This is a genomic window from Macellibacteroides sp., assembly GCF_050251695.1.
GTDB lineage: Bacteria > Bacteroidota > Bacteroidia > Bacteroidales > Tannerellaceae > Macellibacteroides > Macellibacteroides fermentans.
Genome location: NZ_JBFWMI010000043.1, coordinates 14,966 through 27,729 on the forward strand (window position 1 = coordinate 14,966; position 12,764 = coordinate 27,729).

Genomic DNA, 12,764 nt, shown 5'->3' on the forward strand with positions numbered 1-12,764 from the left:
ATAATCAGCCTATAGGAACAAAATGAGCATAGTGGTTGTTTTTATGTAACATGTAAAGTTTAAGATTAATATATGCAGGATTCAACAGATATTCTTAATGAGGTAACATCCGGCGATTACAAGTACGGTTTTGTTACCAACATAGATACGGAAGTAATACATAAAGGTCTGGACGAAAATACGGTCCGGATTATTTCAGCAAAAAAGAACGAGCCCGAATGGATGCTCGAATTCCGTCTAAGAGCATTCCGCCATTGGCAGACACTCGAAATGCCAACCTGGCCTCACTTATCCATCCCGGAAATCGATTATCAGGATATTATCTATTATGCAGCTCCTAAACAAAAGGAAGGTCCGAAAAGTCTGGATGAAGTAGATCCGGAGTTATTAAAGACTTTTGAAAAGCTGGGTATCCCTTTGCACGAGCGCGCAATGCTGGCCGGAGTATCCGGCATGGCAGTTGATGCCGTAATGGATAGTGTTTCTGTAAAGACTACGTTTAAAGAGACGCTGGCAGAAAAGGGTATCATATTCTGTTCTTTCAGCGAGGCTGTACAGAATCATCCTGATTTGGTACAGAAATACCTGGGAAGTGTCGTTTCTTATCGTGATAACTTCTTTGCAGCCCTGAACTCCGCTGTGTTTAGTGATGGTTCGTTTGTGTTTATTCCTAAGGGCGTTCGCTGTCCGATGGAATTATCAACCTATTTCCGAATCAATGCGGCTAACACCGGACAGTTCGAACGTACGCTTATTGTGGCTGAAGACGATGCCTACGTAAGTTACCTGGAAGGTTGTACCGCACCAATGCGTGACGAGAACCAGCTTCATGCCGCCATTGTAGAGATTATAGCGCTTGAGCGTGCCGAAGTTAAATATTCGACCGTTCAGAACTGGTATCCCGGAGATAAAGAGGGTAAAGGTGGTATTTACAATTTTGTAACCAAACGGGGTCTTTGCAAAGGCGATTTTAGTAAAATATCGTGGACGCAGGTCGAGACCGGTTCGGCTATTACCTGGAAGTACCCCAGTTGCATATTGGCAGGAGATAATTCGGTAGGCGAATTCTATTCGGTTGCCGTTACCAATAACTATCAGCAGGCAGATACCGGAACAAAGATGGTACACCTGGGCCGAAATACGAAAAGCACCATTGTTTCTAAAGGTATTTCTGCCGGTCACAGTCAGAACAGCTACCGTGGATTGGTTAAAATTTCTCCCCGTGCCGAAAATGCACGAAACCACTCCCAGTGTGACAGCCTTCTGCTGAGCGACCACTGCGGTGCACATACATTCCCTTATGCAGATGTGCAGAACGAAACAGCCATTATCGAACACGAGGCAACCACTTCCAAGATCAACGAAGATCAGATCTTCTATTGTAACCAGCGAGGTATTTCAACAGAAGAGGCTGTCGGTCTGATTGTAAACGGGTATGCCCGCGAGGTAATGAATAAACTACCGATGGAGTTTGCTGTGGAGGCCCAGAAGCTTCTCTCAATTTCATTGGAAGGCAGTGTAGGATAATCGGAATAGCAACCTAAATATAGAATTAATAAATATAGTTCAACATATCAATATGTTACAAATAAAAAATTTACATGCCAACATTAATGGCAAAGAGATATTGAAGGGGATCAACCTCACCGTGAAACCCGGAGAAATACATGCAATCATGGGTCCTAACGGATCCGGAAAAAGTACGTTGGCATCGGTTTTAGTAGGTAATCCTGCCTTCGAGGTAACCGAAGGTGAAATAACATTCAACGGAAAAGATATTATGGAACTTTCTCCCGAAGATCGTTCCAGAGAAGGAATGTTCCTGAGTTTCCAGTATCCGGTGGAGATACCGGGTGTAAGTATGGTTAACTTTATGCGTGCCGCTCTTAACGAACACCGTAAATATAACGGACTGGAGCCTGTATCGGCATCCGATTTTCTTAAGCTGATGCGCGAAAAGAGAGCTGTTGTGGAGATGGATACCAAATTGTCCAACCGTTCGGTAAACGAAGGTTTTTCCGGTGGCGAAAAGAAGCGTAACGAAATATTCCAGATGGCCATGCTGGACCCGAAACTTGCCATTCTTGACGAAACAGACAGCGGTCTTGATATCGATGCGCTGCGTATCGTTGCCAACGGTGTGAATCAATTGAAAACACCTCATAACGCTGCCATAGTAATTACACACTACCAGCGTTTGCTCGAGTATATCAAACCAGATGTGGTACATGTTCTTTATAAAGGTCGCATTGTGAAAACTGCAGGTCCGGAACTGGCACTTGAGTTGGAAGAGAAGGGATACGACTGGATTAAGAAAGAAATGGGAGACGAATAATATGGCAGCCGAACAACAATATATCGACCTCTATTCGCAATGTGAAGCCCTGGTGAACCGCCATGCTTCGGAAGTGCTTAACGCACCCCGGAAAAAGGCTTTGGCCGATTTCATCGCCAACGGTTTCCCCAAGGCGAATTCGGAAGATTATAAGTATACCGATGTCGACAAGGCATTTGCGCCCGACTTCGGTCTGAATATTAACAGACTGGATATTCCGGTGAATCCGTACGACGTGTTTCGCTGTGACGTACCTAATCTGAGTACCTGTTTGTATTTTATGGTGAACGACTCGTTTTACGACCGTGTAAAACCAGATGTTAAGTTGCCGGAAGGAGTTTATGCCGGAGGTTTGCTTAACTTCACGAAAGAGCATCCCGAAATTGCAGCCAGGTATTATGCCAAGGCGGCACCTTCCGAAAAAGATGGTATCATCGCCTTGAACACCCTTCTTGCACAAGATGGTTTCGTGTTGTATGTACCCAAAGGTGTGGTGGTTGAGAAGCCGGTTCAGCTTATCAACGTACTTAGATCCGATGTGGATACAATGGCAAACCGCCGTGTGTTGGTTATCCTGGAAGAAGATTCACAGGCCAAATTGTTGGTGTGCGAACATACGATGGATCCCAAAAACTTTCTGTCTACCGAAGTCGTTGAAATATTCGCTGCCGAACGCAGCCATTTCGACTACTACAATCTGGAAGAAAGTAACCCAACCACAGCCCGTTTCTCGTCGTTGCATGTTAAACTGGAGGCTCAGGCCAATGTGCTTGTAAACGGTATATCGCTAAACAACGGTATTTCACGCAACAACTATTACGTGGAACTGTTGGGAGAATATGCCGAAGCTACCTTGTGCGGTATGGCCATCATCGACCAGGAGCAGAAGGTGGATACGTACAGCCATGTTACCCATGCCGTACCTAATTGTACCAGCACCGAACTATTCAAGTACGTGCTTAACGATAAGGCCGTGGGTGCATTCAGCGGTAGAATCCTTGTAAAGGAGGGAGCCCAGAAAACAATGGCATACCAGACCAACCGGAATCTTAGCTCCAGCCGCGAAGCCCGTATGTATTCGAAACCTCAGTTGGAAATATATGCCGACGATGTTAAGTGCTCTCACGGTATGACAACCGGTCAGCTCGACGAGAATGCCCTGTTCTACATGCGTAGCCGAGGTATACCCGAAGCAGAGGCTCGTATGCTGTTAAGTGTAGCTTTTACAAGCGACGTGATCGATTACGTACGTATGGATGCTCTTAAAGAGAGGTTGCATCATCTTGTGGAAAAACGTTTCCGTGGCGAGCTTGCCAGCTGTGCCGGATGCCGCGGTTGTAAATAATCTGCAGAGAATATCTATAAAATAATAACCCCTTGCTATACGTATCACTACGTTGGCAAGGGGTTTTCTTTGTAAATCAATGAACCTATAATTCCAACACTAACACATCTTTTGCTCCCAGCGTCAGCTCTTTCTGCAGACTAACTACTTTTCCTGTAATCACATCTTTACCCGATGTATATCCTTTCAGGATTTCGTCGTATCTATCAAGAGGAAGCACACTTTCCTTCGCATTTCCGTTCATGATGACAACCACCTGCTTTCCGTTCAGGTTACGTGCGTATACGTATACCCCGTTTTGCGGAACAAAGTGTTTCATCTTACCTTTGGCGATAACCTCGTTACCTTTTCTCCATTTCAGTAACTTCTGCATGTAATTCCAGGCTTCGTTCTGTATATCGGTACGTCCGGAAGCCTCAAACTGATTTACAGCATCACCCGGCCATCCGCCCGGAACATCCAACCGGATATAGCCATCACCCTTTTGTTTGGTCCCGTTCATCAGCAACTCGGTGCCGTAGTAAAATTGCGGTATACCAGGTATGGTAAGCATGAAGGCAATGCCCTGTTTAAAGGCATCCAGCTTCTCCGGCATGGCAGGCAAAAAGCGATCGGTGTCATGGTTATCCAGGAAACGCAATACATTGTAAATATCGGCATAGGCGTAATCGTAAGCAAGATGTTCATATAGCGCCTGCATACCTCCGGCATCTCCAAAAAATGCAGAATGCGAAAGTCCCATCAAACGGAAGTCCATCACCGACTTCAGCATCGTGTTGCCCCGTTCGTTTAACTTGCTGTCTTTTTGCCAGAAGGCTGTACCCATGGTCTGATTCATCCAGGCTTCACCCACGATATTATAGTCAGGATATTCCCTGTAAATGGCATTGCACCAATCCACCATCATCTTATAATCCGCATAGGGATAGGTATCTTGTCGTATGCCGTCCACGCCGCTGTATTCTATCCACCAGATACTGTTTTGTATCAGATAGGTCGCCACATGCGGATTCCGTTGGTTCAGGTCGGGCATCGACGGAACAAACCAGCCATCAACCATCCTCTTGGTGTCGTATTCCGAAGCATATGGGTCAAAGTACACCTCTTTAACGTGACTGGTTTCTACATACTTGTCCAGGTTGTTAAACCAATCCTTGCTGGGTACGTCTTTCATCCATATGTGATCGCTGCCGCAGTGATTAAAGATCATATCCATCACCACACGCATACCCTTCGCATGCGTCTTGTCAATCAAGCGCACATAATCCTCGTTTGTACCGAAACGCGGATCCACACGGTAATAATTCGTTGTGGCATAACCGTGATACGAACCACCCTGCATATCGTTTTCGAGAACCGGATTCAGCCAGATGGCAGTCACCCCCAGATCCTCAATATAGTCCAGATGCTTTTCGATACCGGCCAAGTCACCACCATGACGTGCACTCGGGTCGTTACGGTCGGTTTTGTAGGCAGTCTTCATCACCAGGTTATCGTTTGACGGATCGCCATTGGCAAAGCGGTCGGGCATAATCAGATACAGCACATCCGACGAGTCGAAACCCTTTATCTTGCATGCATCTTTTTTACGGGCCTTCAACTCGTAAGGCATCTTGATTTGTTTCTTGTCTTTTGTAAAGGTGATGTCGAATGTGCCGGGTTGCGCATTCTCTACATCCAGATAAACCAACAGGTAATTGGGACTTTCCAGAGCAACCGAACTTTTAAGTTTCACTCCGGGATAAGAGACAGAGGGACGGAAAGAAGCGATGTTCTCGCCATAAACCATAAGCTGCAGTTCAGGATTTTTCATTCCGCTCCACCAAAAAGCGGGTTCTGCGGTTATTCCTTTAGCCGATAAGAAGCCGGGGAAAAGGAGACAAATGATCAGACTCAGAAGCAGATTTTTTCTCATAATAAAAAATATTAGTTTGTAATGCAATGGAACTCAATTACAAATATACCGTATAATACCGGATATTCTTTCTATCCTATTTGATTATAACATCAAATGCAATGCAATCGTTTGCAGGAAACTACCTCGTTGATCGTATCCGTTTTACAAATAAACATAGTATCTTTGACAACTGTTATACAGTCAATAAACGAAAGCAACTATGTTAGATATTCAAGCTATCCGTTCGGATTTCCCTATTCTTTCCCGTAAGATATACGGAAAGGATCTGGTTTATCTTGACAACGGAGCCACAACCCAGAAACCTCGTTGCGTTGTGGAAAAGATCGAAGAGGGTTATTACAATGTAAATGCCAATATACACCGTGGGGTGCACTTCCTGAGTCAGGCTGCCACCGAGGCACACGAGGAGGCTCGAAAAACAATCCAGCAATTTCTCAATGCCCGCCATGCCCACGAGATTATACTTACACGGGGTACCACCGAATCCATTAACCTGATTGCATCCTCTTTTACCGATGCATGCATGAATGAGGGAGACGAAGTGATTCTGTCGGTCATGGAACACCATTCCAACATCGTACCCTGGCAGATACAGGCTGCCAAAAAAGGAATCACCCTCAAGGTGATACCTATCAACGAGCAGGGCGAATTGTGTATGGATACCTACCGGAGTCTGTTCTCGGAACGAACCCGACTGGTTTCCGTAATGCATGTATCCAATGTATTGGGTACGGTAAACCCGGTTAAGGAGATGATTGATATCGCTCACCAGCACGATGTACCGGTACTGATAGACGGAGCACAGTCGGTTCCGCACATCAAGGTAGATGTGCAGGATCTGGATGCCGAGTTCTATGTGTTTTCGGCTCATAAGATATACGGACCAACGGGAATAGGTGTGCTTTACGGCAAAGAAGAGTGGTTGGATAAACTTCCGCCCTATCAGGGAGGAGGCGAGATGATCGCCACGGTTTCCTTCGAGAAGACTACCTTCAACGAACTTCCTTTTAAGTTCGAGGCCGGTACACCCGACTATATCGGAAGTACCGCCCTGGCTGAGGCGTTACGCTATGTAAATGCTATAGGACTTGACAACATTGCCGCCTACGAAGACGAGCTGTTGCGCTATGCAACCGAAAGGTTGTCGGCTATCGAGGGATTGCGCATCTACGGCACCTCTTCCCATAAGAGCAGTGTAATCTCTTTCCTTGTGGGAAACATACACCATTATGATATGGGGATGCTGCTGGACAGATTGGGAATAGCGGTCCGCACCGGTCACCATTGCGCTCAACCCCTTATGCAGCACCTGGGTATAGAAGGTACGGTGCGTGCATCCTTTGCATTTTACAACACGAAAGAGGAAATTGATGTTTTGGCTGCAGGAATTGTACGGGTAGCCGGTATGTTTTAATAAAAGGAACGGTACATGTTGGAAGCCTACTATACGAAGGATGTTATCGAGGCCGGATGCGACGAGGCCGGCAGGGGATGCCTGGCCGGTCCGGTATTTGCTGCTGCTGTGATTCTTCCTCCCGATTTTAAGAGTGAACTGTTGAACGACTCCAAGCAGCTGAGCGAGAAAAACCGGTATGCTTTACGTCCGCTTATCGAACAGGAGGCCATCGCCTGGGGGATAGGGGTGGTTACAGCTCCCGAGATTGATGCCATCAATATTCTGAAAGCCTCTTTCCTTGCCATGCACCGGGCCATCGAACAGCTCAAGGTACAACCCCAGGCACTTCTTATAGACGGCAACCGGTTCACTCCTTACAAAGAGATCCCCTTTACCTGCATGGTGAAGGGAGACGGTCGCTTTCTGTCCATCGCCGCCGCATCCATTCTGGCGAAGACCTACCGCGACGACTATATGCTACAGCTGGCGGAAGAGTACCCGTCTTACGGCTGGCAACAAAATAAGGGTTATCCAACGCGTGCCCACCGCGAAGCGATCAGCAAGCATGGGATAACCCCTTATCACAGAAAAACGTTTACGTTGTTGCCTTCGCAACTTACGCTGGATTTCTGATCAGGCCTCTTCTCTGGATTTAAAAGCCATGGCGTACAGACGCATCTGCTTCAACATGGCAACCAGTCCGTTTGAACGGGTGGGAGACAAGTGCTCTTTCAATCCGATCTTATCAACAAAATAAAGATCGGCATTCAATATTTCATCGGGCGTATGACCCGAAATAATCTTTATCAGCAGGGAAACAATTCCCTTAACAATCACAGCATCGCTTTCGCCCTGGAAATGGATCAACCCATCTGAATAATCGGCTTGCAGCCATACACGGCTCTGGCACCCCTCTATCAGGTTGCTTTCCGTTTTGTATTTATCGTCCAGCGGAGCCAATGAATTTCCCAATTCAATAAGCAAGGCATATTTGTCCATCCAGTCGTCGAAGGCTGAAAACTCTTCAATAATCTCGTCCTGAATCTCGTTAATCGTCATCTTTTTATATCCATTTAATGATTATATACCACTTGAAGAACCGTTTGTCCCACTGCTTTCAGTGTTTCACGGTCTATATTATCCATTGTATCGTTTTGTGTGTGCCAGTGGGGACCGAAACCATTGTCCGACTCGGGATCGGTATAAATAATGTCGATGCAGGGAATGTTGCGTCCCAGAATCACATACTGATGGTCGTCTGTAATGGCACCACCTTCCGCATTGATAAAAAACTTACCGTATCCTAAATCCCGTGCGGTACTCCAAACCTCTTCCACAACCTGCGGAGCATAGCGCATGGATGTCGCCTCCTTGAAGAAAGAAGCATTCTTTGCACCAACCATGTCGAGCAATATACCGAAGTCGGCTTTATACCCCTTCACATGCGGATTCTTTGCCCAGAACTGAGCACCCAGACACCAGGTGTTTTCTTTATATTCCTTTACAAATTCGGGAGTCCCGTAGTCTTCCGCATCAAAGAAGATGATGTCTATACCAATGGCCGGCGACTTAATCGAAAACTGACGGGCCATTTCCAGCAGCACACCTACACCGCTGGCACCATCGTCGGCACCGTCTATCGGCTTCTTATGATTGGCAGGATCCTTGTCGTGGTCGGCATACGGACGGCTGTCCCAATGGGCAAACAGCAACACCCGTTTGCTGTTCTCCGGATTGTAAGAGCCGATAATGTTTTTAGCCTTCAGCTGTGTACCGTTATAGGCAGTCAGCGTAGCCTCCTGTTCGTACACCTGTGCCCCGAAACGTTTCAGTTCGCTGGTCAGGTAGTTTCCACAAGCCACATGCGCTTCCGAGTTGGGAACACGCGGCCCGAATTTAACCTGATTCTCAACAAACACCCAGGCACTGTCGGCATCAAAAGCCGGTACGTTCTGCTGTTTAACCGGTTGCGATTCCACTTTTGCTGAAGAGGAAGAGGGAGTCTGACTGCAGGATATCATGGCAGCGGCAAATAAGATATATAGCATTTTTGTAAACATAATTCAATTATTTGAAAGTTGATCCACACCGGCAGCCTGTTGCACCGCGTTCATCACACGCAACAAGTTACCACCCCATATCTTTTCAATCTCCGGTTCCGTATATCCCAGTCCCAGAAGTTTAACTGTAATCTGAATCAGTTCGTTGGAAGAACGGCAACCCAACAGTTCACCCCCTCCGTCAAAATCGGAACCGATACCCACATAGTCTACACCCACCAGGTCGGCCACATACCGGATATGCTCCAGCGCATCGTCGATGCTTGCTTTGGCAGGTTCCGGATTGATAAATTCGTTGTAAAGGCAAATCTGCACCACACCCCCTTTGGCGGCAATGGCACGAATCTGATCGTCGGTCAGGTTTCTCGGATGATCACACAACGCCCGCACCGAAGAGTGCGAAGCGATAACCGGAACCGAACTCTCCTTCATCACATCGTAAAACGTAGCTTCCGATGTATGAGACACATCCACCATGATTCCCAAACGGTTCATCTCCTTAACCGCCTCTTTCCCAAGAGGACTCAACCCGTTCCACTCCGGTTCACCCACAGCCGAATCACACAGATCGTTGCTGCCGTTGTGACAAAGCGTAATGTAGGTAACCCCTTCCTCTTTGAAACGTTCCAGATTCCTGAGATCCTTTCCCATGGCATAGCCGTTTTCCACAGCGATAAAGAAAGCCTTCTTTCCCTCCTTCTTCAGTCGGATCAAGTCGGCCGTATTTGTGGCAACACCCACCCGTTGTTCCTGAAGCGCCACCTGCTCCCGTATCTGGCGGAAACGCCTGAAAGCAAAGTCGGATGCCTCCTGCAGCGACTGGTCATCCCGCTCACCCTGAGCCTGGTAAGCCACCAGAAATGCAGCATCGATATGCCCCATCTCCATTAACGGAAGGTTAACCTTACTGGGGCCCTGCCGACCAATATCAAAGTCCTCGTCAAAAAACTGCGGAGTATCGCAATGCGAATCGATGGAAAGAATCGTGCGGTGTATCGATTTGGCCAGGTTATAAAGCGTGGCCTCCTCTATGTGGAAACGAAACAGTTCGCGCATCAGCTCATCACCTGCGGCAGCCATGGTTTCGGGATGCCACTGCACACTAAAAAGCGGATAAAAAGGATAGGCCTCCATCCCCTCGTTGATACCGTCGGACGCTGCGGCATTGGCTTTAAATCCAGGAGCCACCTCCTTTACGGCCTGGTGATGCAGCGAATTCACCTTAATCTTATCCTGGTTGTCCGTCAGAATCCCCAACAGGGAGTTGGGTTCTACTGTAACGGTGTGCGAAGCGAAAGCCTTGTCGTGTTGCTGACTATGCTTGATAGTCTCGGTAGGATGCTGGGTCCGGATATCCTGATACATGGACCCTCCAAAAGCCATGTTGATAAGCTGATGCCCCCTGCAGATCCCGAAAACCGGTATACAGCGGTCGGCCGCCAGCTTCAACAACATAAAATCGTATGTATCCCTTACCGGATCACCCTCCTGAAGGGCCGGTATCGGTTCTTCCTCCCACATCAGCGGATTAATATCCCCACCGCCGGTAAGAAGCAGTCCGTCCAATTGAGAAACAATGGCCGACAATGCATCCAGGTTGGTGGTAACCGGAATAAGTACCGGAGCACCACCGGCATCGGCAACCGACTGAATGTATGTATTATTGATACAGGAAAGCCCCTCTTTCTGATTAGCCGAAACTCCGATCAGCGGCCGTACGTTCTCTCCCCGGGGAGATAGGCCCGCCTCCACTGCCCGGTGCAGTTCGTTAATTGTTAACAGAAGCGCTTCCCTGTCCATAGTCTTTTAAGCATCAATTTTTGCGTAAGTCGCATTCTCTTCAATAAATTCACGACGCGGAGCAACCTCTTCACCCATCAACATAGAGAAGATAAGATCGGCTTCGGCAGCATTATCAATCGTAACCTGACGCAAGGTACGGTGTTCCGGATTCATAGTCGTATCCCACAACTGGTGGTCGTTCATCTCTCCCAAACCTTTGTATCGTTGTGTATGGATCTGGTTTTCGTTACCGTTACCATAGCGGTCGATGAAGGCCTGACGCTGCTGATCTGTCCAGCAATACTCTTCCGTCTTACCCTTCTTGCAGAGGTAGAGCGGGGGAGTGGCGATGTACACATAGCCGTTTTCGATAAGCGGACGCATGTGGCGGAAAAAGAAAGTAAGAATAAGCGTTGCGATGTGGCTTCCGTCCACGTCGGCATCGGTCATGATAATCACCTTGTGGTAACGAAGCTTGGCAATGTTCAGCGCCTTCGAATCCTCTTCGGTACCGATGGTCACACCCAGTGCCGTATAAATATTGCGTATTTCCTCGCTTTCAAGCACCTTGTGCTGCATAGCCTTCTCCACGTTCAGGATCTTACCACGAAGCGGCAGGATCGCCTGGAAGTTACGGTCGCGGCCCTGTTTAGCCGTACCACCTGCCGAGTCCCCTTCGACAAGGAACAACTCACATATGGCAGCATCCTTGGACGAGCAGTCGGCCAACTTACCCGGAAGTCCCCCTCCCGACAGCGGCGACTTACGCTGTACCATTTCGCGTGCCTTACGGGCAGCGTGACGAGCCGTAGCGGCCAGAATCACCTTGTCAACAATAATCTTGGCCTCTTTGGGATGCTCTTCCAGGTAATTACCCAGCGCTTCGCCGATAGCCATATCCACAGCACCCATCACCTCGTTGTTACCAAGTTTGGTTTTGGTCTGTCCTTCAAACTGAGGCTCGGCCACCTTGATCGAGATAACAGCCGTCAACCCCTCGCGGAAGTCGTCGCCCTGAATATCCACCTTCACCTTATCCAGCATCTTCGAATCTTCCGCGTACTTTTTCAGTGTACGGGTCAGACCTCTGCGGAAACCGGCCAGGTGCGTACCCCCTTCTATGGTGTTGATATTATTTACGTAAGAGTATACATTCTCGTTGTAAGAGGTGTTGTAAGTCATCGCCACCTCCACAGGAATACCCTGTTTCTCGGTAATGATATGGATGCTATTATCCACCAGCTTTTCTTTGGTGCGGTCCAGGTAACGAACAAACTCCTTCAAACCTTCATCCGAATGGAATATTTCGGTCTTGAAAGTACCATCTTCCTTAGGCGAGCGTTTGTCGGTCAGCGTAAGGGTGATACCCGCATTCAGGTAAGAAAGTTCCCGCAGGCGGTCGGCCAGCGTCTTGTACTGATAGTCGGTTGTGGTAAAAATGGAACCATCCGGTTTAAAGGTGATCTTAGTACCGGTAACAGTAGAGGTTCCTACAATTTGCACTTCGTGCAGCGGCTTACCGCAAGAATACTCCTGCATATACAGGTTGCCGTTACGACGTACTTCGGCCTTCATGTAAGACGACAATGCGTTTACACACGAAACACCTACACCATGCAAACCTCCGGAAACCTTGTATGAATCTTTGTCGAATTTACCACCGGCATGTAAAACGGTAAGTACCACCTCCAATGCCGATTTGTTTTCTTTCTCATGAAAATCAACAGGAATACCACGTCCGTTGTCAGCTACAGAAATTGAATTGTCTTCGTTAATAACCACATCAATCTTGTTGCAATGACCGGCCATGGCCTCGTCGATAGAGTTGTCTACTACTTCATACACCAGGTGATGCAGACCTTTTTCACTGATGTCGCCAATATACATGGCAGGTCTTTTTCGTACAGCTTCTAACCCTTCAAGCACCT

The 12,764-nt window shown here is 47.7% G+C and carries 10 protein-coding genes; 5 read left to right on the top strand and 5 right to left on the bottom strand.

The features are described from left to right. Positions 1-72 precede the first annotated feature (72 nt). From sufB to sufD, 3 genes are read left to right on the top strand one after another with little or no spacing between them, the layout of a single operon-like run. Positions 73-1,527: a Fe-S cluster assembly protein SufB gene (gene sufB, locus AB7E53_RS08135; RefSeq protein ID WP_079683987.1), complete on the top strand. Its 1,455-nt coding sequence runs from the start codon at positions 73-75 to the stop codon at positions 1,525-1,527. A gap of 52 nt (positions 1,528-1,579) precedes the next feature. Next, positions 1,580-2,335, top strand: a complete 756-nt coding sequence (gene sufC, locus AB7E53_RS08140; protein WP_079683988.1) for a Fe-S cluster assembly ATPase SufC — start codon at positions 1,580-1,582, stop codon at positions 2,333-2,335. Between the two features lies 1 nt (position 2,336). Further along, positions 2,337-3,680, top strand: a complete 1,344-nt coding sequence (sufD, locus tag AB7E53_RS08145) for a Fe-S cluster assembly protein SufD (protein WP_179400129.1) — start codon at positions 2,337-2,339, stop codon at positions 3,678-3,680. A gap of 85 nt (positions 3,681-3,765) precedes the next feature. Here sufD and AB7E53_RS08150 read toward each other — a convergent pair whose 3' ends face one another. Next, positions 3,766-5,595 (bottom strand): glycoside hydrolase family 13 protein, encoded by a 1,830-nt coding sequence (locus AB7E53_RS08150; RefSeq protein WP_446775118.1) that lies wholly within the window; start codon positions 5,593-5,595, stop codon positions 3,766-3,768. A 202-nt stretch (positions 5,596-5,797) separates the two neighbouring features. On the opposite strand from AB7E53_RS08150, the gene AB7E53_RS08155 reads away from it, so the two are divergent. Both AB7E53_RS08155 and AB7E53_RS08160 read left to right on the top strand, forming a co-directional pair. After that, entirely contained in the window at positions 5,798-7,012 is a 1,215-nt protein-coding gene (locus AB7E53_RS08155) for an aminotransferase class V-fold PLP-dependent enzyme (RefSeq protein ID WP_446775120.1), read from the top strand. Positions 7,013-7,027: 15 nt separating this feature from the next. Next, positions 7,028-7,627, top strand: a complete 600-nt coding sequence (locus tag AB7E53_RS08160) for a ribonuclease HII (protein ID WP_068182097.1) — start codon at positions 7,028-7,030, stop codon at positions 7,625-7,627. Here the strand turns inward: AB7E53_RS08160 and AB7E53_RS08165 are convergent, their stop codons facing one another. Genes AB7E53_RS08165 through gyrB form a run of 4 tightly spaced genes read right to left on the bottom strand, consistent with a single transcriptional unit; the run spans position 7,628 to position 12,762 of the window. After that, positions 7,628-8,053: a SufE family protein gene (locus tag AB7E53_RS08165; RefSeq protein WP_068182101.1), complete on the bottom strand. Its 426-nt coding sequence runs from the start codon at positions 8,051-8,053 to the stop codon at positions 7,628-7,630. It abuts the gene before it with no gap. A gap of 14 nt (positions 8,054-8,067) precedes the next feature. Continuing rightward, on the bottom strand, positions 8,068-9,054 hold the full coding sequence (locus AB7E53_RS08170) for a M20 family metallopeptidase (protein WP_446775122.1): 987 nt from the start codon (positions 9,052-9,054) through the stop codon (positions 8,068-8,070). 3 nt (positions 9,055-9,057) lie between these two features. Further along, positions 9,058-10,854: a membrane dipeptidase gene (locus AB7E53_RS08175; RefSeq protein WP_446775124.1), complete on the bottom strand. Its 1,797-nt coding sequence runs from the start codon at positions 10,852-10,854 to the stop codon at positions 9,058-9,060. A gap of 6 nt (positions 10,855-10,860) precedes the next feature. Next, on the bottom strand, positions 10,861-12,762 hold the full coding sequence (gene gyrB / locus AB7E53_RS08180; protein WP_446775126.1) for a DNA topoisomerase (ATP-hydrolyzing) subunit B: 1,902 nt from the start codon (positions 12,760-12,762) through the stop codon (positions 10,861-10,863). Positions 12,763-12,764 lie beyond the last annotated feature (2 nt).